This is a genomic window from Microcystis sp. MC19, from assembly GCF_003019735.1.
Taxonomy (GTDB): domain Bacteria; phylum Cyanobacteriota; class Cyanobacteriia; order Cyanobacteriales; family Microcystaceae; genus Microcystis.
On sequence record NZ_CP020664.1, the window covers coordinates 4,731,917 to 4,754,065 of the forward strand.

Consider the following 22,149-nt stretch of genomic DNA (forward strand, 5'->3'; position numbering starts at 1 on the left):
TATTTCCCATGACTCAATCTATTCATCAATTATTGGAACAGCAGGTACAACGCACCCCTGAAGCGATGGCTCTGATTGGGGAAAACTGGCAAATTAGCTATGAAAGCTTAAATCAAAAAGCCAATCAACTGGCCTATTATTTACAAAAATATGGGCTAAAACCGGAAAGTCTCGTCGGTTTATCTGTGGAACGTTCCCCGGAAATGGTGATGGCCCTTTTGGCTATTCTAAAAGCCGGATGTGCCTATGTTCCCCTCGACCCCGACTATCCCCCGGAGCGCTTGGATTATATGATACAAGATGCTCAATTATCTCTCATAATCACCAACAGTTATTTAATCGGTAAATTCGGGGACAATCAGAGAGTTAAAATTCTGAAATTGGATGAAGATTGGGGGCTAATTGCCCTAGAAAAGCCAGAAAATCTCGATATTGAAGTTAACCCCGAAAACCTCGCTTATATTATCTATACATCAGGTTCCACCGGAAAACCCAAGGGCGTGATGATTGAACATCGCTCTGTGGTTAATTTTATTGAAGTGGTTAAGACTACCGCTAATCTCAGTCAAAGCGATCGAATTTTACAATTTGCCTCGATTAGTTTTGATGTTGCCGTCGAGGAAATTTATCCTTGCTTAACTGTTGGTGGCACGGTTGTTTTGCGAACTGAGGCGATGTTAAGCTCATTTTCTAGCTTTATCCAAAAGTGTCGAGAATGGCAACTGACAATCTTAGATTTACCCACAGCTTTTTGGCAGGCTTTAATTACCGAATTAGCGCGAACTAAGGAACCCTTCCCCGAATCGGTGCGATTATTATTTGTGGGTGGAGAAAGTTTATTACCCGAAAAACTCAAACTATGGCAGCAATATATAGAAGAAATGCTACAAACTGGGAAACTCCGCCGAGTACCCCAATTAATTAACGCTTATGGACCGACAGAAACCACTGTCGAAGCAACCTATTGTGATTTATCTAATTATAAATTAACAGAAAACTGTACCTCTGTCCCTATTGGTCGTCCCATCAATCAGACACAAATCTATATTCTTGATCAGAATTTACAGCCTGTCCCCCAAGGAACTCAAGGGGAATTATATATTGCTGGTGTTAGTTTAGCGAGAGGTTATCTCAATCAGCTAGAATTAACCCAAGAAAACTTTATCAATAACCCTTTCAATCCCTCCGAACGGCTTTATAAAACTGGAGATTTGGGTCGCTATTTAGCCGATGGTGACATTGAGTACTTAGGACGCATTGACAATCAAATTAAGATTAGAGGTTTTCGGGTAGAACTAGGAGAAATTGAGAACGTATTGATTCAACACTCGGCGATTGAGTCGGCGGCGGTTATCCTCAGCCAAGATCAATTAGGGGATAAACAGTTAATCGCTTATGTCGTTCCTCATCTAACTTCTGAGGATTCCTTAGAACAGGAAAAAACTCAACAAGAATATCTGGCTCTTTGGAAAACTGTTAATCAGCAAACTGACAGTCAAACCCCTATTCAAAGTGATCTTACTTTTAATATTATTGGTTGGGATAGTAGTTATGACGGACAGCCAATTCCCGAAAAAGAAATGCACGAATGGGTGGATAAAACCGTTGAAAGCATTCAAGAGTTACACCCAGAAAAAGTTTTAGAAGTTGGCTGCGGTACGGGATTATTATTAACTCGAGTTGCCCCCGATTGTTCCGAGTATGTAGGTCTTGATTTTTCTCGTCCTGCTTTAGATCATATTCGGAAAATTCAGCAAACAATAGGCGGTTTAGATCATGTAACTTTGTGGGAAAGAAGCGCCGATGACTTAGCGGGATTGGAGTCAGAAAGTTTTGATACTATTATCATGAACTCTGTGCTGCAATATTTCCCCAGTACCGCCTACCTACTGCAAGTTTTAGAAGGGTTGATTAAACGGGTTAAAAAAGGAGGTCATATTCTTGTTGGAGATATTCGTAATTTAGCCCTTTTGCCAACCTATTGTACTTCGGTAGAAGCTTATCGAGCTAATGATCATGTTCTTGCCTGCCAATTGCGAGAAAGAATTACCCGCAAACACCAAGCAGAAGAAGAGTTGTTATTACATCCCTTTTTCTTCCTAGCACTTCAACAACAATTTCCTGAAATTACTCATGTGCAAATAAAACCCAAAACTGGGGTTTATGATAATGAATTAACTCGCTTTCGTTACGAGGCGATTTTATCTATCAATAGTTCCGTTGAACCGTTGACAGAGATTGATTGGTTAGACTGGCAAAAAGAACAACTGAACTTAGACGAAGTTAAACGTATTTTAACTGAATATCAACCGAGAAATTTAGGTATTTCTCGTATTCCTAATGCTCGTTTGAGTAAGGAGGTTAAGGTTCAACAATGGTTAGAAGAAGCTGATCAAAGCGACTCACTTAAGCAACTAAACCAGTGGCTAGGTAAGCAGCCGAAGCATGGGGTAGAAATTGATCGGATAATGGCTCTTGTGGAGGACTTACCTTATCACCTAGAGATTAGCTGGATTAATACCGATGCCACAGGATATTATGATCTAGTTTTTAGCCATAAATCCGCACCATTCCAACCAGCAATTTTTCCCATTAGTTCTCCTATTGAAGATATATTTACCTATGCCAATAATCCAATCGAGATTAAATTTAAGCAGCAATTAATATTAGAACTCGGTCAATTTATTAAAAGCAAATTGCCAGAATATATGAGGCCAAATGCCATCAGTATTTTAGACAAATTGCCCCTTACGCCTAATGATAAAATAGACCGTCTAGCCTTGTCAAAACTGGCAAAACCGAGTTATATATTAACCAGTAATAAAGCTAATTTTGTAGCTCCTCGTAATCGAGAAGAAGAAATATTAGCGAACTTGTGGTCTGAAGTTCTGCAACTAGAGCCAATCGGTATTAATGATAACTTCTTTGAGTTAGGCGGAAATTCTCTCAAGGTCATTGTTTTATTGAATAGAATCCAAGAAAGGTTGAGTAAAAACTTGCAGATGCTTGACCTATTTCAGTCACCCACCATTGCTGAATTAGTAACTTGTCTGTCAGAAAAATCATCAACATTTAACAGAATTGAAGCAACAAATCTCCAACCTGCCGACGAAATTCGTTATTATCCGCCCTCTTTTGCTCAAGAGCGATTTTGGGATTATCGTCATTTAGGGAGCTTTTATTATCTACCTAACTACTTCCATCTGGAAGGAAAGGTTAATATAGCTATTTTGGAAAAAAGTTTTAATGAGATTATTCGTCGCCATGAAATTCTAAGAACAAAATTAGAAGAAATCAATGGTTCTTTAAGGCAGGTTGTCTATCCCAACACAAAGATAGCTCTTGAAATTATTGATCTGCGAAACCGCTCAGAAGTAGAGCAACAGCAAGAAATAGAAAGAATAACCGCAGAAAAAATCAAAAAACAAGTTTTTCTGGACAAAGATCCTTGGCTGTTTGTTAATCTACTACAATTGTCAGAAACGTCTCATATTTTGCTGATCGGTTTACACATGATGCTGGCCAATGAACAATCTTCGGAAATATTAATGCCAGAATTGAGCCTTCTCTACGATACTTTCCTCTCTGATAACCCTTCTCCTTTGCCCGAATTACCCCTACAGTATGGCGATTATGTGATTGCCGAACGTCAATCTCTTACAGAAGAAGGACTAAAAATAAGGCGCGACTATTGGCAACATTGGTTAAGTCGAGAACCCCAACCTTTAAATCTTCCCACTGACAGACCGCTACCAGAGGTGCAAAGCTTCCAGGCGGCCACCCTAGAAACAGAGATTTCTCCTGAACTGACTACTCAGTTAGAAATTTTGAGTCAGAAACAAAAAGTGACTTTTTTTACCACCATCGCCACTACCTTTGGACTTTTACTCCATCAGTACGCTCCTCAGGAAAGTCTCGTTATCGGCGTTCCAGCGATTGATAGCAATCAGCAGCAATTTGCATCTGTCATGGGAGATTTTGGTAAGCACTTGCTTTTAAGACTTGATTTTGGCGAAAATGACCACTTTTTCCACCTATTAAAACGGGTTCAACAGGAGATGCTTGCTGTTATCACTCACCAAGATGTCCCTTTTGAGCAAATCGCCAAAACCTTTGACCCGCCGATAGAGCGAAATAAACGCTTTTTTAGAGTGTATTTAGACTTTTTGCAAAAAGCTCCCACAGAGCATTTAGAATTATCGGGTTTGAATGTCACCCCCATACCGCTTAAATTATCAATGGCAAGAGTAGATTTAGGAGTATTGTTCTGGAAAAAAAATACCCCTTCCGGAACTGTTATTAAGCTATGGTGGAAGTATAAAAAAGATTTGTTTGAAGCGGATACCATCGCTAGGATAGCGTCAAATTTTGAAAATTTATTAGAGGTAATCGTCAATCAATGAAAACCGATCAATCCCACGTTTTCAATACAACTCGTTGGCATAATACCTGTTTAATGGCAGAATCGGGAAAAGGTATTTATGTTTATGATTCAGAGGGAAAAACCTATCTAGATGCCATCGGGGGGACTCATGTTATTTCCATCGGTCATGGTGTCACAGAAGTGGCCGATGCCATGGCAGAACAAGCTCGTCAACTGTGTTTTATTCATAAGGCTCAATTCACCAGTGAACCCCAGGAAAAGTTGGCCAATGTGGTGACAACAATGGCTCCCGAAGGTATGGATAGAGTCGGTTTTGTCACCAGTGGTTCAACCGCTAATGAAATGGCTTTTCAAATAGCTCTTTATTACCATAAACTACGAGGCAAAGCCAGCAAATACAAAATTATTTCTCGTTGGCATAGCTATCACGGACATACAATTGCCACTCTCGCCATGACTGGTAGTAGGTTTGTGCGAGAAAGTTTATCACCCTTTGACCTCTTAAATTTTCCCCATATTCAAGCACCTCACTGTTATCAATGTCCCTATAAACTTACCTATCCCAGTTGTGAATTAACTTGTGCTAATGAACTAGCAAGAATAATCGAACAAGAAGGAGCAGATACCATAGCAGCTTTCGTCGCTGAACCGATTATTGGCGGTGCCGGGAGTGCCATTGTTCCGCCTCCTGGCTATTATGAAAAAGTGCGAGAAATTTGTGATTTCTATGATATTCTTTGGATTTCTGAGGAAGTTATCACGGGTTTTGGTCGAACGGGTAAAAACTTTGGCGTTGACCATTGGGCGGCAATTCCCGATATAATTACAGCCACGAAAGCCTTAAGCAGCGGGTACGCTCCCATTGGTGCAGTTATTGTTCATCAACGGGTTCGGGAAGTATTTGACAATGCAACTAAAAATATACCCCTGTCATTGTTTACCTATGCCGGTCATCCTATTAGTTGCGCTGCGGCTTTAGCTGTGCAGAACTATATGGCTAAACATAATTTAATAGAACGATGTGCAGTGATGGGTAAATACCTCAAACATCAATTAGAAAAACTGGCTGAACGGGAGCCAATCATAGGCGATGTTCGGGGGGAAGGATTATTAATAGGAATTGAATTTGTTAAAAATCGAGACAATCATCAACCTTTTTCTCGTTCTCTAGGTATTACTGAAAAAATTATGCAACTAGGCTTAGAAAATGGATTAATACTCAGAGGAAGGTTTGGTACTGGTGTCGGAGTCGATGGAGACCATATCTTAATTTCGCCACCCTTTATTATCACAGAAAGTCAATGTGATGAATTGGTGGAAAAGTTAGAGTTAACTTTCAAGCAAGTAAAACAGTCTTTAAAATTGGTTGAGGTGTGTTAAAGATGATCGCTCAAAACAGTCTGCTACCAACAGCTAAATACTCTTGTACTCTGGCGGCGGTTACTATTTCCAAAGGTGCGGCTAATTCAGTAAGTCACCCTGACCAAAGAATTGAGCAAGAGGCTCTCGTTTTTGCTGTTTCTGGTTCAAACTGAGGGAATAATACAGTCAAGCCTAGAATTGTTGACAACTAAAGTAAAATCGTTAATAATTTAGCCAAGGATTTATTCTTAGCAAAAAATACCCTTTTTAGGGAATCCGTAAGCTCAATCAAAAAGGTCATTAAATTATGTTTAATCTTCCCAGAGAAACCCCAAATCAAATATCTCCTAGAGACACCGTTTTACTGATGATCAGGGGGTTTCAGATCAGTCAATGTATTTATGCTGCTGTAAAATTAGGGATTCTTGATTTGTTAGGAGATGGCTCAAAACACTATCAAGAATTAGCGACGGAAACTAACACTCATGCTGATTCTCTCTATCGTCTTTTACGAACTTTGGTCAGTTTAGGAATTTTGCAAGAAAATCAACCGGATTATTTTCAAAATACTCCCTTAGCGGCTTATCTAAGGGATGATCAAGTGGGAACTTTACGCAACTGGCTAATTACCGAGATAGAAGAAAGTTATGCTTGTTGGGGCAATTTTACCCAAAGTTTAACGACTGGTGAAGGAGCTTTTAAAGCCATGTATGGTCTTGATATTGAGGAGTACCATCGAGAGAATCCTAGCCAAAATAAAGTTTATGATCAATCAATGAATGATATAACCACATTCCAAATAGCCAAAATATTAGAAGCTTATGATTTTTCCTCCGTAGAAGTATTGGCAGATATTGGTGGCGGTCAGGGAAAACTGATTGCTGCTATCTTAAAACGTTACCCTCAAATAAAAGGGATACTTTTTGAACAGCCATACTCCCTTGAAAAAGCCAAAAATTTATTGAAACAGGAAGGGGTAAGCGAACGCTGTGAGTTGATAAGTGGAGATTTTTTTGAATCGGTTCCCGTCCTAGCTGATGTTTATTTACTCAAGCAAGTTTTGCTCAGTTGGAATGATCAACAAGTGGTTGATATTCTCAAAAACTGTCGCCAGTATATGCCTTCCACATCTCGATTATTAATCGCAGAAAGAATTATCCGCAAGATTTATTGGAGAGATAATTTAGCTGATCTACAGTTATGGATGCTTCATTCAGGAAAAATTCGCTCAGAAAATGAATTAAAAGTCCTATTGACAAGGGCTGGATTTCAAATAGATAGAATTATTGACACTATGCCTGTGCAGAGTTTGATTGAAGCAAGTCCACTCCCTAAATTAAATTAGATATGTCCTAGCAAATAATGAGCAATCAAGAATGTATTCCAGATTTAAAAACAGAGGCTATTCTTAATCCTGATATCAGTTTTGACAGTCCTCTCAAGGACAATTTTGACGAGCCAAAATCAATTTTTTTAACTGGTGCTACTGGATTTTTAGGGGCTTATTTGCTCAGGGAACTGCTCGATCAAACCACCGCTAATATCTATTGTTTAATTCGTTGTCATACTTTAGAAACTGGTAAACAGCGACTAAAAGAAAACCTCCAATCTTACCAACTTTGGCAGCAACATTTTGAGGCTCGTATTATCCCGATGCTTGGCGATTTGTCTCAACCATTGCTAGGTCTTTCTGAGAAAGAGTTTTGTCAATTAGCCAGCGAGATTGATGTTATTTATCATAACGGATCACAAAACGACCCGATCCCCCCTTACTATCAAATGAAAGCGGTTAATGTTCTGGGAACTCAAGAAATTCTTAAGTTAGCCGGACTAAGAAAAACTAAACCTGTTCATTTTATCTCGACACTGGCCATTTTTTTTAGTCAGGCTCATAGACAAGATACACCCATTAGAGAGACAGAATTTCCTCGATTTTCTCCCAGTTTAAATACGGGCTATAAACAAAGCAAATGGGTTGCTGAAGAATTAATACACCTAGCTCAAAAAAGAGGTTTGCCCGTCTCTATTTATCGACCTACAAGAATTATGGGTGACAGCAAAACTGGAATTTATCGAAAATCCAATAATTTCTTTTTTAGGTTTATTCAAATATGTATTAAATCAGAAAAATTTCCCACTTTTGATGTGGATATAAATATTATTCCCATGGACTATGCCAGTAAAGCTATTGTTTATCTCTCAAGGCAAAAGCAACTTTTAGGAAAAACCTTTCATTTAGTTAATCCTGAATCAATTTCATGGCAGAGACTTTTTGAACTAATTAATGCCTGTGGTTATGCCACTGAAGCGGTATCCGATAAAAATTGGTTAGTAATGGTTGAAAATTACCTTTTTGAGCGGGGAGGAGAAAAAGCCGTTAGTTCTTGGTTCCCAATTATTTTAAAATCAGCTAAAATGATTAGTCAGACAAAGCCTCGCTTCGATGCTTGTCAAACCATGGAAGGATTAGCCAGTAGCTCCATCGTTTGTCATCCTCTCGATTTATCCCTGATCTCTACTTATTTACTTGCTTGGAAAAAATATGAGACAAAAATGTTAAACTAGCAGAGGCTCAACTGCTGCCCGACTACCAATAGCGTCAACCCTTTTTTTTGAAAATATGTCAACCCAAGTTGCTGAAAATAAAAATGCACTTGCTTCTTTTAACCAATTTTTGAAAGATGTCAAGGCGATCACTCAACCTTACTGGTATCCGACCGAACCAGGAACAAGAAGCTTTCCCGCAGTAATTCGTGGCTGGGGAATGCTATTTTTGCTACTTTTTCTAATCCTCGGTCTAGTAGTCGTAACTCTTTTTAATAGTTTTGCTATTCGTCGCTTGATTGACGCAATTGTACAACAGGGAGACTATGCCAGATTTAATCAGGAATTGATCGCCTATGTGATTGGGCTGATCCTGGTGACACTGCTAGTCGGTTACAGTAAAAATATTTCCAAAAAAATTGCTTTGGATTGGTATGAATGGCTAAATGGTCAGGTTTTAACTAAATACTTCCATAAGCGTGCCTATTATAAAATTAATTTCAAATCTGATATTGATAATCCCGATCAACGCATTGCTCAAGAAATTGAACCGATCACCAGTAATGCTCTTAGCTTTTTCTCATCTTTTCTAGAAAAAAGCCTGAAGATGCTTGTCTTTTTAGTGGTGATTTGGACGATTTCTGAGCGGATTGCTATTCCGTTACTTATTTATACAGTCATCGGTAATTTTATCGCCCTTTATTTAAATCAAGAATTAATCAAGATCAATGAAAAGCAATTAGCTTCAAAAGCTGATTATAATTATGCGTTAACTCACGTTCGGAATCATGCTGAATCCATCGCTTTTTTTCGGGGGGAGAAAGAAGAATTAAATATCATTCAGCGAAGATTTAAAAAGGTATTAGAAGATACTCTCGATAAAATTGATTGGGAAAGAGGGAACGAACTGTTTGCTAGGGGCTATCAAGCCGCTATTCAAGTATTTCCCTTCTTAATTCTTGGACCTTTGTATATTAGAGGTGAGATCGATTATGGACAGGTGGAACAAGCTTCCACAGCCTGTTATATATTCGCTACTTCTTTGGGCGACCTGATCACTGAATTTGGCATTTCGGGACGATTTTCTAGTTATGTTGAACGTTTAAATGAATTTGCGACTGCCCTAGAAACCGTCACTCAACAACCGGAGAATATCAACACGATCAAAACTATAGAAGAAAATCATTTTGCCTTTGAGAAAGTCACTTTACAAACTCCCGACTATGAGCAGGTAATTGTCGAAGATCTATCTCTTTCTGTTCAACCCGGTGAAGGATTACTGATTGTTGGCCCTAGTGGCCGCGGCAAAAGTTCCCTCCTACGAGCGATCGCGGGTTTATGGAATTCCGGTACCGGACGTTTAATACGGCCACCCCTTGAAGAAATTCTCTTTTTACCCCAACGTCCCTACATTATCTTAGGAACCTTACGCGAACAACTGCTCTATCCTCAGACCGAGCGTCAGATAACTAATAGCGAAATTCAAGCAGTATTGCAACAAGTCAATTTACAAAACGCCCTAAGTCGGGTGGATGAATTTGACTCTGAAAAACCCTGGGAAAACATTCTCTCCCTAGGAGAACAACAACGTCTAGCCTTTGCTCGGCTCTTAGTTAATCCCCCCAGTTTTATCATTTTAGATGAAGCAACCAGCGCCCTAGATTTAGTCAACGAAAGGATTCTATATGAGCAATTAAAAGCTCGTAAGACAACTTTTATTAGTGTCGGTCATCGAGAAAGTCTCTTTAATTATCATCAATGGGTTCTAGAACTCTCGGCTAACTCTAGTTGGGAACTCTCGACCGTTGAGGATTATCGCCTTAAGAAAGCGCAAGAAATGTTTACTAATACCCCTAAGAACAATTCTGTAAAACCTGATATTACCATTAATCATGGGTCAGAATCTCCAGAAACAGATCAGTCTCTTGAGGGACTTTCTCATCAAGAGATGAAACTATTAACCGACTTATCGCTCTCTAGTGTTCGTAGTAAAGCTAGTCGCGGAAATTTGATCCTAGCCAAGGATGGTTTTACCTATCGTTATGACAAAAATCCTCAAATCTTAAAGTGGCTTAAAATCTCACCTTAAGCTCTCTGGCTGCAAAAGATTGATATAATCAGGCCAATAGCCGGACCGCGAATCGATCCCAGAACCTGGACAAACCCGCCAGCTGTCTGAGGATGCCAGCAATTTAATTGCCAGTTTCTACCAACAAGAATTGAGTAAGAATATAGGATGAGAGGCTATTGAAACTAAATTTTACGAAAACTTCTCACTTATATCGCTAGATGATTAAAATGTGGTAAGCTAGGCGGTAGGGTTCAGAAAGACCGCAACGGATAGGTCAGTCTCTTATTGGTCAGAGTCCCTGAACCCCTGATTACCTCTTTCTCCCCTGGGCAATTACAAAACCAATGGCTGAACAACGCTCTGTACTAAAATTTAATGGCATTGATGATCAGATGGAGCTATCCCGGGGATTTCTCGACATCGATCAAAGTATTACCATTACATTTTGGGCAAAAGGGGAAAATAATTTAGCTACAGAAACGACTCTTTTAGAAGCTGTTAATCAGGAAAATAACCGCGTCCTACATATTACTCTGCCCTGGGGTGATGCCGTGAAACCTGCGATTTTTTGGGATGCGGGTAATGAAGAAGGTTTCGATCGAATTGAAAAAAAAGTCAAGCTTAAGGATTATAATAACTGGACTCATTGGGCCTTTGTCAAAAATGCCGCCACAGGCCGAATGTTGATCTATCGCAATGGGATCATTTGGCATCGTGGCAACGGTCATAACCGGTCCTTAACCGGGATTGAAAAAATTATCTTGGGGGCCTCTGTTAATCCCGCTCATTATTGGCAAGGTTGTCTCGCTGAATTTTCTCTTTGGAATCAAGCACTTAGCCAAGAAGAAATCCAAAAAACGATGTATCAATCTCCCGGGGTTGATGACGTTGGCTTAGTCACTTATTTATCACTCAATGGCAGTGCTGAGGATCAAACAAGTTATGGTAATCATGGTGTTCTTTATGGGACAACCTGGCAACTAGATAGTCTTCCCTCTAAATCAACCTCGATCCCTAAATCAAAAACTCAGACTAGCAGTAAAGCTAGAAGGAATGCGAAAAGGATAACAATGGTCAACGAAATTTTTGACTCCCTTGAAGAAGAAGAAGCGATTGAACAGAATGCTCCAGCCGAACATCAAGAACCTTCCCCGGAAGAGAATCCAGAATCAACGATAATCACCGAAGAAGCTGCTCTTGCCAACAACGAGAGCAATGAAATTGAGGAGATTGCTGAAACGGCAATTTCTGAACCCGCTATAGTCACTAACTCAAGCCAGAAAAAACGGTTAATTGTTTGTTGTGATGGTTCTTGGGAAGACTCGGTCAGTGCTGATCCCACCAATGTGGTTAAATTCGCCACATCTATTAAGCATATTGCCGAGGATCAAACCCCCCAAATCATCTTTTTATCAGGTTATGGCGGCCCCGAAGACAACGAATTTATTAAAAATTTAGGGAATGAAACTTTTGGCTGCGGCCTCGATCGGATGATTCAAGATGCCTATCGTTTTCTTGTCCTTAACTATAATCCCACAAGCGAGGATGAAATTTATTTGTTAGGTTTTAGTCGAGGAGCATATATCGTTCGTTGTTTGGCCAGTTTTATCGATAAATGTGGAATCCTAAAACGCTCTAAGCTTCAAGCAATTCCCCAGGCTTATCAACTCTATCGGGACCACACCGTTAGTGCTGATAGTGCTAAAGCTCGACAATTCCGTGCCGCTAATGCTAAAAAAATTGAGACAGAAAAGGAAGATCTTCAAGAGCGTATTCCAGTTAAGATGTTAGGTTGTTGGGATACCGTGGGGGATTTTGGTATTCCCGATTTAACTCCTTGGTTTCCCCTGGCTAAGTTTTATCATAAAAAATATGAATTTAGTAACACAAAATTAAGTCCGATTATCCAGAATGCTTTTCAGGCTGTTGCCATTGATGAAAAACGTAAAAACTTCCCTTCGACTCCGATCAAAGCCAACCCCGAAAATCCCGAACAAGTTGTCAAAGAAGTTTTGTTTGTCGGTGAACATACCTGTCTAGGCGGTGGCAAAAAAGAATATCAAGGACTTGCCGATTACCCGTTACAATGGATGATTAATCAAGCCAAAAAATTGGGATTAGAGTTTAACTCAACCCTCCCTGAATCTGAGGAATTCCAAATTAAACTAGACCCCACCATCAAGTTCGATAATGCGGTTAAGGGATTGGCGGCATTGGGAGGGGAAGAATGGCGAACTTTCAATGGCAAAGTTGTCACCGTTCATCACAGTGTGGTAAAACGATTAAAGGCTTTTTCCGATTATCGTCCCAAAAGTCTTGAACCTTTTCTTCAAGCTTTACTTGACAGCGAGCAACAGACAGATTAACCTTGCTTTACAATTAAACTAATCCTTCGCTAAAAATTTGAGGTGATTTTTATGGAACTTGATAACATTATTAAAAAAGTTGCTGGTGCTTATTTAGCTTCGGCTATTATTGCTGTCATCGTGCTAATTCTCACCCTCGGACAACCCTTTGTCGTTTTTCTGGGTATCGGAGCGATGGGGTTGGTGACTGTCTTAGGAGATGCGATCGCCGAGTACGGAATTGAAGCGGTTCTCAATGCTTTTTACGCCGAGCGAAGTAAAAAAGAATCTCTGGAAACACTTTTGGCTGAAATTGATAGTTTACCTCTGACTGATGACTTGAAATTAAAAACCAAAAAACACTTAACCGAGTATCAAGAACAGACAGTAAAGCAGCCAGAAACGGTAACTGATCCAACTCCTGAAAGTCCTCAAACAGTTGTTATTGAAAATGAACCAGTTATTGAAAAGGAACCGGTTGTTGAAAATGAAACAGTTGTTGAAAATGGAACAGTTGTCGTTGAAAATGTTTAATTAGGGATTGCTCCCTCTTGCAATAGCTGGGGGAAGGGAATAATTATTGCTAAGTATTGAGAAATTTTTTGGTCTAAGATAGCTATGCTAAATAGGAACTCTCAAAATCTGATGACCTATAAAAAAATTGCCATTTATGAGCAAAGCTATCAACTTCCTGTTTTTAAGAATAGATGCTTAAAAAATTTTCAGAAAATCATCAAGGAACGTCGGAAATTAATTCAGGAAGGAGTTCGCTACCATTACTATTTTGGTAAGATTATCAAACGAAAAGAAAAAATTACTCAACAGGAAATCTTGCTCGAGACTCAGTTATTAATTAAAGACTATAATTCATTAATTAATGGACTAGAACTCTATCAAGAAGGATATTATCGTTTTTTACTGCAACTCAGTGACAATCTAAAAATTTTATTTTCCCAAAAATATCAAGAATTAAAAATCTTAGACTACGAGAGAATAAAACTGGAAATTAAAAATAATAACAATCAAAATATTCTCGAGCAACTCAAGCTGGAAAAACAGGAAAATTTTCGGGCAATTTTGCTACTGGGAAAAACATCTTTTTTGATGTTGAAAAAAACTAAATTGCTAGGGGAAGGAGTTCAGAAATTAGCCGAGGATACTCAAAATCAGAAAAAAATTGTGCAAACAATTATCCAAGAACTCAAAATTTATGAGGAATTAAATCATTATCAACTCAGAGCTCAACGGGTTCGCCAAGAAATTGCTGATCTTGCCCAAAATGCGGTTAATTTTGAAAACTACTTACAGGACTATTTTGCTCCTTTTCAATTATTAATAGAAGAAGTTATTAAGGTGGATGAAGAATTTTATGCAACAGTGGGAGAAATTAAGTATTTAGTAGATAATATTTTTATACCTCAGCCTGATCTGTTAGAAACGTCAGATTCCGCCATGAATTCTGAGTTTTTGCTCAATTTCCTGGCGACTGGTTACGAGAAAGAAGCAAGGTTAAAAGATGCTTTGTCCTCTGGCCAAGTTAATGATTACTTATTCAATGAAAGTGAATGGTCAGCACAATTTATTTCCCTAGAAAAAACCATCAATAAATTATCTCATCATTTAGCAGAACAAGAGGCTTGTCAAAAAGACACTAGGCCAAAAACTCCCCCGGCAATAGTTGTTTCTCAATTCACTCAAAACAGTCTTGACAAATCTTCTAGTTCTAAAAATCCCCAGACTTCCCCAAATATCTTAACTCAAGAATCGGCGGATATTGATTATAATCAATTACAAGATTTGCTAAGAAAGCAACAGTGGCAAGCCGCTGATCGCCAAACGACCAAACTACTATTGAAAATTTTGGGTAAGACCTACTGGAATGAGGTTTATCCTCAAGATATTGCTCAATTACCTTGTTCGGAACTGAAAAAAATTGATCAACTTTGGCTCCATTATAGTAACGGTCATTTCGGTTTTAGTATTCAGCAAGCTATTTTCTCTAGTCTCGGTGGTTTAGTGGATTATGAAACTCAAAAGAAACTTGGCGAGCGCCTAGGTTGGCGGCAGCAGGGTCAATGGCTCAATTATGAGCAACTAAACTTTCAATTAGATCCGAATTCTCCCCTCGGTCATTTACCCGTTCATTGGCTGATTTTTGAAGAAAATCTTTGTTCCCCATCTGGGGAGGTTTCTGACCATCAAAACTCCTTGGCTTTCTGGAGGGTTGGCAATTGGTTATTGTGGCAACTTCACCTCGTTTTAAACAAAATTCAAGCCTGTGGAATTATTCCTCTGTCTGACTTTTAATGCCAAATCCTGTTTTGAAAAGCTGATAACAATCAATCATAAGTCATTGTTCTTCCCTTTCTTCCATCGTTTCAAAATGCTCATTAACCAGGGATTCATCTACTAGAGACCACAACCTCTCGGCTGGCTGTAATTCTGGCGAATCAGCACAGTAGAAAATCGAGCATGATTCCATCGGCAACTTACAGTTTTTAACTTCTCTCTGAGCATTGGGAAATTTATGTCTTAATATTAAAATTTTACTGGTAAATTCTGCTTAAATTTTTCTGGTTTAACTGGGGTTAGCTTTTTATGTTTTGGCCTCGGTTTTTGACAAGAATAACCGCACTTTTTTTAAGTAATCCCATCCCCTTTGATTCCAAACTTTTTCTCGTCCCGTTTCCTTTTCTATCCATCTAGCCACCTTCGGACCTGTCCAGATTCCTCCATCGGCAGGACGTTTTTTCAGTTCTTCTTTTAATTTTTGCAACTGTTCTTCCTTCAATAAAGGTTCTTTTCCTCTCCGATGTTCCACACTTTTTTTCTTGAGATTTGTAACTCCTTCTTCTCCTAATTCATTATATCTTTTGAGAATTCTAAAACTATATTGATAATCTAATCCCACAGCTACTGCCGCATTTTTGATTGTCCATCCTAAGGATATTTTCCACAATAAGTGCCATCTTCTTGTTTCCACTGAGTCTTGACTACTTCTGTATCTATCTTTCAGTTCCTCTGAACTTAGATGTTCAGCTAAGTAAGCTTTCTTCGGCATTTTATCTCCTGGTTTTTATTTACCCTATTATAACAGGATTTAGCATCAGACGGTAAACGTGCCAAAGGAAGCGTCAAAAGCGCAAAATCTGCGAGATTAGTCTTGGAAACCCTAATCTCAGCCAAGCGGATTGGCCTAGTTCCTATTGCTCTCATCGTCAAGTCTAGCTCTAGCACAGAGGCTTCCCTGCCTAGACAGCAGTAAGGATTGTGTTGTAATTCACTCGATCCCGAACGTCACCGAAACCACCGCAGTAATATCTTTGTCGATCGAGGAAGTGTCGTAAATTCCCGAATCGCTCACGTCAGTGGAATTGCGCGAGGTGATCTGAAAAACTCCCGTTTTCGCATCGCGCACCCTTCCCACCCGACTGCCGGTACTACCGGCGATCGCTTCGGCTCTCGCTCTTGCGTCCTTGGTCGCTGCCGCCACCATTTCCACCCGCAGCTTATCCAGTTGGGTGTAAAGGTATTGGGGGGGTTCGGAGACGAGGTTAATTCCCTCCTCGATCAATTCCGTTACCTGCCTAGAAAGTTCCGTATAACGGGTCACATCGCCTGCTCGAATCTCGAAGCGTTGGGTGAGGCGATAGGCGAGAATTTGCCCGGTCTCCTGGCCGTTAGTCGTTACTTCGGGAATCGGCATCGTCTCGATCGCATTGGTGGTGATTGCGTCGTCGGGAACTTGTTTTTCTTTGAGATAAGCTCGTATCCGCTCGGTTTGCATGGTCAGATCGCGGTAGGCGTCGCGGGCAGTCGGTTGTTGACTGGAAACCGACAAACGCCAAAGAAGATAATCGGATGTGATCGCCCTTTTTGCCGAACCGGTCACGACAAAAACATCGCTGGCCCGTTTCACTGCTAAGAGGGAGCGCGCCGCTATCCACGAACTCAAGACGAGAGCGATCGATAGCACCGATAAACCCGCGAATACCTGCGGGAAACGTCGGAATATAGAACTGTCTTTCATCATCACCCCTCCTGGAAATTCAACGTTTCTATCCTATGCTAGTAGCGAGCGCGTTGAAATTATTATTTACAAAAATCAATTTTTCTCGCATCAGGTTGATGCGCTTTGACAGCGGAGATGATTCAGTCCCTCGTCTCAAATAAATGGTCTATTTACAGATTTTATGCAATTTAATCCTTGTTTTTACCGTTTTTGAACCCTCAAAAATTAATTATGCAAGAGGTTTAATAACCGTCCCAATTTGTGACTGATTCAGAGCATCATTTTGCACCACAACACAAGGACGAAGATAAGCAGGTTCAGAACCTTGTGGTTCTCCTAAATCAATCCAATAAATATCACCTTGAAAAATCGTCATATTTACTCAGATAATTGGCGTTGATGATGGCGTATTCCCTCTAACATCAAAGTTTCTGATTCGTCCAATCCATCACTATAAGCTTCATTCCAACTATCCATTAATCGTTGTTTAGTTGTTTTTTGATTATTCAATCCTAATTGTTGATGTAACTGCTCCAATAACCATTTTTTATCTTCAAGAGAACAGTCTCGTAACTTTTGTTCCAGTTCAATAATTTGAGGGGATATCATAAAATTAACTCCATTTAACATCGAGCTATATCATAATTCTAACAACAAAAAAGCACCCCCTCGCAGGAGTGCCTTTTCGTTCAGACTAGGAATTAACCATTGATAGCAGGAGCAGTCAGAGCTACAGGAGCCTGTTCACCACTAGCTAAGTCTAAGGGGAAGTTGTGAGCGTTGCGCTCGTGCATTACTTCCATACCGATACCAGCGCGGTTTAACACATCGGCCCAAGTACCGATTACACGACCTTGAGAATCGAGAATCGACTGGTTGAAGTTAAAACCGTTGAGGTTGAACGCCATGGTGCTAACACCCATTGCCGTAAACCAGATACCGATTACCGGCCAAGCACCTAAGAAGAAGTGCAGAGAACGGCTGTTGTTGAAAGAAGCGTATTGGAAGATTAAACGTCCGAAGTAACCGTGAGCGGCAACGATATTGTAGGTTTCTTCCTCTTGACCGAATTTGTAACCGTAGTTCTGAGATTCGATTTCAGTGGTTTCACGCACTAAGGAAGAAGTTACTAGAGAACCGTGCATTGCACTGAACAAGGAACCGCCGAACACACCAGCAACACCTAACATATGGAAGGGGTGCATCAGAATGTTATGTTCTGCTTGGAACACGAACATAAAGTTGAAGGTTCCAGAGATTCCTAAAGGCATACCATCAGAGAAAGAACCTTGTCCGATGGGATAGATTAAGAATACAGCAGTAGCGGCGGATACGGGTGCAGAGTAAGCTACACAGATCCAAGGACGCATTCCTAAACGGAAAGACAGTTCCCACTGACGACCGAGGTAGCAGAAGACACCTAGTAAGAAGTGGAAAATGACTAACTGGTAGGGACCACCGTTGTATAACCACTCATCTAAGGAAGCAGCTTCCCAGATGGGGTAGAAGTGGAGTCCAATCGCGTTGGAAGAAGGAACAACTGCACCAGAGATGATGTTGTTTCCGTAGAGTAGAGAACCAGCTACAGGCTCGCGGATACCGTCGATATCTACAGGAGGAGCGGCGATAAAGGCGATGATGAAGCAGGTGGTGGCGGTGAGCAGGGTGGGGATCATGATCACACCGAACCAGCCGACATAAAGACGGTTGTTGGTGCTGGTGATCCACTGGCAGAACTGCTCCCACAGGGAAGCGCTCTCGCGCTGTTGTAAGGTGGTGGTCATTGGTTTATGATTCCTATTAAGTTGTCGAGGTACGATTGATGATGTCTCTATCTTAGAGAGTTTGTATCGGTTTGTAAAGGGGTTTGACGATATTGTTACTTATGCTATTGATAAGTTTAGCTGATATTAGAGGGGGGAAAACAGAAACCCATGTAAACGTCGCTTCCCTCTATGCTTCCTTCAGAAAAATGGTGACACTCAATAGCACGGCGAGTAAGATGGTTACAGATGAGCAACGTGGCACTTCTAAGACGGATGTGGTTGTTATTGCGGTGCGCTCAATATCTGGGCTGTGCTGAGACTGTAACGTTGAGTCAGAAATTGGCTGCACTAGAAGCCAAGGTAGAAGAACTACAGGCTTTGGTAAAAAAATATTAGTTTGTAAGAAGGAGAGGAACTTTCAATGAGCGATCGCCAACGGTTAGCATATTTAGAGGACAATCTAGAAATACTCTACGAAAAACTGGGTGAGTTTGAACAAGAGTTGATTATCAGTAGTAGTCAACCCGCCAAGTTTGAGCTAAAGCAGCGAATTAAGCGAGAGATTCTCCCTGATATTCGTCGATATGAAGCAGAATATTGGGAGCTTTACCCAAAAGAAGCGATCATTATCTCGGATGAGGAAGCGGCAAGTCAACTGGTAAAGGTAGAGCAGGCTGTAGAATCTATCGATCGCATCTCGTTAACTTTTGATCCAGAACTGATTCCCCTACTGCAAGATATTCGAGCCGAGTTAGAAGAACAGAACAAGGCAGCCTCAGCTAAGTTGAAGGTCGTTCTGCCCTTGATTCCGATGATTGCCTCCTACGAACTGGAGATTGAGACAGAGGGATTGATGTACAAAGCATGGAAGTCCATTAAGAGATTAGTTCGGAGGTAGGAAATGTCGCGGGAAAAGCTAGAAGACGCTAAGAGGAACTGGGAAGAAAAACTTGCTCATTATCAGTGTGAACTTGCAATAACTGCTGATGCGTCTCGAAAATTTGAATTGCGAAAGGGAATTCAGGAATGTGAGAAAGAAATCGAGAAACTAGAAAAAACAATCAACTCAAGTGAATCGGGAAATGATCCTAACAGCAGTGATAACTCAAATCAACCCGGATCTGTAATTCCCCCAATTATCATAAATACAATAAGTTTATCTTATCGCTGGACTAAAAAGAGAATAATGCTATTTTGTCGCTGGTTGATAGAACTCAATAAATGGTTTAAGTTTGCCATTTTGTGTATTTTAGCATTAATACTTTCTCTGGTTATTTTTTATGTAAGAGAGATAACCGATCCATTATCGGCGTGTAATAACACCCCTGATTTTATAAGTTGTGGAGAAAAACTTGGTTTTCCCGATTATCCATTACCGGGACAACTACTCCCAGAAGAAGAAAAGGGAAGAGAAGAATTCGCTAAGGGTAATTATAAAGAGGCTATTAGTTATCTAGAAAAAGCCTGGGAAAAAGAGAAAGATCCAGTTACTTTAATTGCTCTAAATAATGCCCGTGTCATGTATCGACTAAAAAGCGGCACTATCAGTCCAAAGAATGTATTTACTATTGCTGTATCTACTCCCTTTGGCGATAAAATACCACCAGATTTTGGTGGAAGTATTCTTACTGGAGTAGGTTGGCAACAAGCTGAATTTAATAAAGACAATGTTTTTAAATTAATAGTTGTCATGGCGAACGATTCTAACAATGACTATGAAGCCTTAAAGGTAGCTAAAGAATTAGTAGGTAGGGAAAAAATTATGGGGGTTATTGGACCGTATTCGAGTCACGCAACTTATTATGTATTAGATGATTATCTAGAAAAATTAGTGCTAATTTCACCTACAAGTACGGCTACGATAGAGGCTTTCAAGGCTCAAGATAAAAATAAGAGTCAGGCCTTGTCTTGGTTTTTTCGACCTGTATCTACGACAGAAATCGCAGCTCAAGACTTAGTTAAATACCTAGAAAAAAAAGGATATCAACAAGTGATAATCTTCCATGATAATGATTTGGTAGCACAATCCTTTTATAACAATTTTAAGGAGGAATTAGATAAGTCAAGTATAAATATAAAGGGTGAAGTAAATATAACGACATCACCAATAGACCGAGTCAACAGTTTAAAGCAAAAATTTAATCAGCTTAAAGACAAAACAGCCTTAGTTCTTATAAGTGATGCTTTTATCAATACGGAGAGCAAGGAGAAAAAAATTCAAATTATTAAGGAAAATCGGGGGACGTTTTTGATAGCTGGTAACAACCCACTGTTTAATGACGAAGTTTTAGAACTTGTCGATACCATTGGCAGGGAATCTCTAGAAAAGATGGTAATAGCTATACCTTGGTATCCCTCTGATGAAGAGAGTAAAAAACTGGCTGATTTTGTTGACCAGAAACCACTACCTTGGTCAACTAAGCCGAAGCTCAATTGGCAAATGGCCATGGCTTATGATGCCACAAAAATGTTAGTTGAAGCTATCGTACAACAGCTTGAACAGGGACAAACGCCTAGCAGAGAGGGGACACGAAACACCTTAGCTAAGGATGATTTTAAGACTGAAGGATTAACGGGGAAAATTACCTTAAAAGGAAGTGACCGGGAAGACCAATCTAGCTCATTAATTAGCCCCGACTGCTCAACGACTCCTTGTGACTGGCGCAAAATAAATCCTTGACCAGCATGGTGTGTTGTTTCCAGCACACAGCTTGTTCTGTGTAGATACTGGCTAACCCTTAATACTGATTGAAAGCGATTGCCGTCTTTTTTTCCTAAGTCCGGCTTCCTTTCTTTACCTCAAAGTGGATTTCTAGAGCTTTAAAGGTGAAACTAATTGAACCTTCGGGAACAGCTTTGCAGAACCAGACAACCATGGCCGCTAGAGGGAAGACAATGGCGAAGTCAACACTAGCGGCGAATTTACACTTTCTTGCACTTCATCCTTGGCAGTAGAAACACCTTTTCAGTTATCAGTGAACAGTTATCAAAGAGCCGGGCTGATAACTGATAACTGGTAGCGATGCTACAATTAAAAGAAAAAGTTTGCTCCAAGAAAACCATGCAACTAGAAGAATACTTTGAAGTTTTTGAGCCAGATGACATCCGCATTAAAGGGCATCGCATTGGGATTGAGGATGTTATCAACTACCATTTAAAAGGTTATACTTCCCAGCAGATTCTCCAAGAGTTACCCACCTTAAACCTAGAGAAAATTTACGCTACTCTCACCTATTACTACCAAAATAAGCCCCAGATAGATGCTTATGTTCAGCGCCTCCGTGACTGGCAGGAAGAACAATACCAGCAGTGGTTAAATACCGAGCCATCCCCCCTGATTCAACGCCTAAGACAACTAAAACTAAAACGGAAACAGCAAGAACTAAACCTCGCATGAGAATCCAGTTTTTGTTAGATGAAAACTTATCCCCAGACCTCAAAATATCTCTGTTACGATCGAATCCTAATCTCGATATTTTGCGAGTAGGTGAACCCGATGCACCACCCCTAGGAACTTTAGACCCAGAAATCCTAGATTATGTTGCGTCATTTCAACGGTTATTAGTTACCAATTCCTCATAACTAGCCTGTACTCAACGGATTTAGTATGATTTGGGAAGCATCCGAAGCAGAAGAATGGATTGACCGAGTTGATTGGATTCCCT

17 protein-coding genes and 1 pseudogene are annotated in these 22,149 nt (G+C 40.1%); 13 read left to right on the top strand and 5 right to left on the bottom strand.

The annotated features are described in order from the left end of the window. Positions 1–8: 8 nt before the first annotated feature. The 8 genes from B5D77_RS24110 (at position 9) to B5D77_RS24150 (ending at position 15,013) form a co-directional block, all read left to right on the top strand. Complete coding sequence (locus tag B5D77_RS24110) at positions 9–4,403, top strand: amino acid adenylation domain-containing protein (RefSeq protein WP_254053015.1); 4,395 nt, start codon at positions 9–11, stop codon at positions 4,401–4,403. After that, positions 4,400–5,764 (top strand): aspartate aminotransferase family protein, encoded by a 1,365-nt coding sequence (locus B5D77_RS24115; protein WP_008199674.1) that lies wholly within the window; start codon positions 4,400–4,402, stop codon positions 5,762–5,764. The genes B5D77_RS24110 and B5D77_RS24115 overlap by 4 nt, the downstream gene beginning before the upstream one ends. 289 nt (positions 5,765–6,053) lie before the next feature. Further along, positions 6,054–7,091 carry a methyltransferase gene (locus tag B5D77_RS24125; protein ID WP_106909806.1) on the top strand — a complete coding sequence of 346 codons (1,038 nt, stop codon included), beginning with the start codon at positions 6,054–6,056 and terminating at the stop codon, positions 7,089–7,091. 17 nt (positions 7,092–7,108) lie between these two features. Then, positions 7,109–8,311 carry a thioester reductase domain-containing protein gene (locus B5D77_RS24130; protein ID WP_008199679.1) on the top strand — a complete coding sequence of 401 codons (1,203 nt, stop codon included), beginning with the start codon at positions 7,109–7,111 and terminating at the stop codon, positions 8,309–8,311. Positions 8,312–8,366: 55 nt separating this feature from the next. Next, positions 8,367–10,379, top strand: a complete 2,013-nt coding sequence (locus tag B5D77_RS24135; protein ID WP_106909807.1) for an ABC transporter ATP-binding protein/permease — start codon at positions 8,367–8,369, stop codon at positions 10,377–10,379. A gap of 326 nt (positions 10,380–10,705) precedes the next feature. Continuing rightward, a complete protein-coding gene (locus B5D77_RS24140; RefSeq protein WP_008199684.1) occupies positions 10,706–12,727 on the top strand; it encodes a phospholipase effector Tle1 domain-containing protein in 2,022 nt (673 codons plus the stop codon). Between the two features lie 51 nt (positions 12,728–12,778). Further along, the gene (locus tag B5D77_RS24145) at positions 12,779–13,240 is read left to right on the top strand and encodes a hypothetical protein (RefSeq protein ID WP_008199687.1); all 462 of its coding nucleotides are present in this window, start codon (positions 12,779–12,781) and stop codon (positions 13,238–13,240) included. A 111-nt stretch (positions 13,241–13,351) separates the two neighbouring features. Then, positions 13,352–15,013, top strand: a complete 1,662-nt coding sequence (locus B5D77_RS24150) for a GUN4 domain-containing protein (RefSeq protein WP_106910062.1) — start codon at positions 13,352–13,354, stop codon at positions 15,011–15,013. A gap of 289 nt (positions 15,014–15,302) precedes the next feature. Here B5D77_RS24150 and B5D77_RS24155 read toward each other — a convergent pair whose 3' ends face one another. From B5D77_RS24155 to psbA, 5 genes and pseudogenes are all read right to left on the bottom strand, one after another. Continuing rightward, positions 15,303–15,767, bottom strand: coding sequence for a helix-turn-helix domain-containing protein (locus B5D77_RS24155; protein ID WP_008199691.1), 465 nt, complete (start codon positions 15,765–15,767; stop codon positions 15,303–15,305). A gap of 219 nt (positions 15,768–15,986) precedes the next feature. Then, positions 15,987–16,736: an SIMPL domain-containing protein gene (locus B5D77_RS24160; RefSeq protein WP_039899763.1), complete on the bottom strand. Its 750-nt coding sequence runs from the start codon at positions 16,734–16,736 to the stop codon at positions 15,987–15,989. 226 nt (positions 16,737–16,962) lie between these two features. Next, positions 16,963–17,094: pseudogene (locus B5D77_RS24165) on the bottom strand (type II toxin-antitoxin system PemK/MazF family toxin); the annotation flags it as partial. Positions 17,095–17,096: 2 nt separating this feature from the next. Beyond that, positions 17,097–17,327 carry a hypothetical protein gene (locus tag B5D77_RS24170; RefSeq protein ID WP_046663804.1) on the bottom strand — a complete coding sequence of 77 codons (231 nt, stop codon included), beginning with the start codon at positions 17,325–17,327 and terminating at the stop codon, positions 17,097–17,099. Positions 17,328–17,419: 92 nt separating this feature from the next. Then, positions 17,420–18,502: a photosystem II q(b) protein gene (psbA, locus tag B5D77_RS24175; protein ID WP_002731626.1), complete on the bottom strand. Its 1,083-nt coding sequence runs from the start codon at positions 18,500–18,502 to the stop codon at positions 17,420–17,422. 403 nt (positions 18,503–18,905) lie between these two features. On the opposite strand from psbA, the gene B5D77_RS24180 reads away from it, so the two are divergent. From B5D77_RS24180 to B5D77_RS24195, 5 genes are all read left to right on the top strand, one after another. Beyond that, positions 18,906–19,382, top strand: a complete 477-nt coding sequence (locus B5D77_RS24180) for a hypothetical protein (protein WP_106909810.1) — start codon at positions 18,906–18,908, stop codon at positions 19,380–19,382. A 3-nt stretch (positions 19,383–19,385) separates the two neighbouring features. After that, positions 19,386–21,164, top strand: coding sequence for an ABC transporter substrate-binding protein (locus B5D77_RS24185; RefSeq protein ID WP_106909811.1), 1,779 nt, complete (start codon positions 19,386–19,388; stop codon positions 21,162–21,164). A 146-nt stretch (positions 21,165–21,310) separates the two neighbouring features. After that, positions 21,311–21,439 carry a hypothetical protein gene (locus B5D77_RS27820; RefSeq protein WP_256386900.1) on the top strand — a complete coding sequence of 43 codons (129 nt, stop codon included), beginning with the start codon at positions 21,311–21,313 and terminating at the stop codon, positions 21,437–21,439. 106 nt (positions 21,440–21,545) lie between these two features. Further along, positions 21,546–21,881, top strand: coding sequence for a DUF433 domain-containing protein (locus B5D77_RS24190; protein WP_106910063.1), 336 nt, complete (start codon positions 21,546–21,548; stop codon positions 21,879–21,881). An 11-nt stretch (positions 21,882–21,892) separates the two neighbouring features. Next, a complete protein-coding gene (locus B5D77_RS24195; protein WP_159036995.1) occupies positions 21,893–22,066 on the top strand; it encodes a DUF5615 family PIN-like protein in 174 nt (57 codons plus the stop codon). Positions 22,067–22,149 lie beyond the last annotated feature (83 nt).

Excerpts from the sequence above, each read along its gene's own strand:
- B5D77_RS24115 (WP_008199674.1), top strand. The coding sequence starts at position 4,400 with ATGAAAACCGATCAATCCCACGTTTTCAATACAACTCGTTGGCATAAT.
- B5D77_RS24185 (WP_106909811.1), top strand. The coding sequence starts at position 19,386 with ATGTCGCGGGAAAAGCTAGAAGACGCTAAGAGGAACTGGGAAGAAAAA.
- B5D77_RS24170 (WP_046663804.1), bottom strand. The coding sequence starts at position 17,327 with ATGATATCCCCTCAAATTATTGAACTGGAACAAAAGTTACGAGACTGT.
- B5D77_RS24160 (WP_039899763.1), bottom strand. The coding sequence starts at position 16,736 with ATGAAAGACAGTTCTATATTCCGACGTTTCCCGCAGGTATTCGCGGGT.
- B5D77_RS24155 (WP_008199691.1), bottom strand. The coding sequence starts at position 15,767 with ATGCCGAAGAAAGCTTACTTAGCTGAACATCTAAGTTCAGAGGAACTG.
- B5D77_RS24135 (WP_106909807.1), top strand. The coding sequence starts at position 8,367 with ATGTCAACCCAAGTTGCTGAAAATAAAAATGCACTTGCTTCTTTTAAC.
- B5D77_RS24140 (WP_008199684.1), top strand. The coding sequence starts at position 10,706 with ATGGCTGAACAACGCTCTGTACTAAAATTTAATGGCATTGATGATCAG.
- B5D77_RS24145 (WP_008199687.1), top strand. The coding sequence starts at position 12,779 with ATGGAACTTGATAACATTATTAAAAAAGTTGCTGGTGCTTATTTAGCT.
- psbA (WP_002731626.1), bottom strand. The coding sequence starts at position 18,502 with ATGACCACCACCTTACAACAGCGCGAGAGCGCTTCCCTGTGGGAGCAG.
- B5D77_RS24125 (WP_106909806.1), top strand. The coding sequence starts at position 6,054 with ATGTTTAATCTTCCCAGAGAAACCCCAAATCAAATATCTCCTAGAGAC.
- B5D77_RS24180 (WP_106909810.1), top strand. The coding sequence starts at position 18,906 with ATGAGCGATCGCCAACGGTTAGCATATTTAGAGGACAATCTAGAAATA.
- B5D77_RS24150 (WP_106910062.1), top strand. The coding sequence starts at position 13,352 with ATGACCTATAAAAAAATTGCCATTTATGAGCAAAGCTATCAACTTCCT.
- B5D77_RS24190 (WP_106910063.1), top strand. The coding sequence starts at position 21,546 with ATGCAACTAGAAGAATACTTTGAAGTTTTTGAGCCAGATGACATCCGC.
- B5D77_RS24130 (WP_008199679.1), top strand. The coding sequence starts at position 7,109 with ATGAGCAATCAAGAATGTATTCCAGATTTAAAAACAGAGGCTATTCTT.
- B5D77_RS24110 (WP_254053015.1), top strand. The coding sequence starts at position 9 with ATGACTCAATCTATTCATCAATTATTGGAACAGCAGGTACAACGCACC.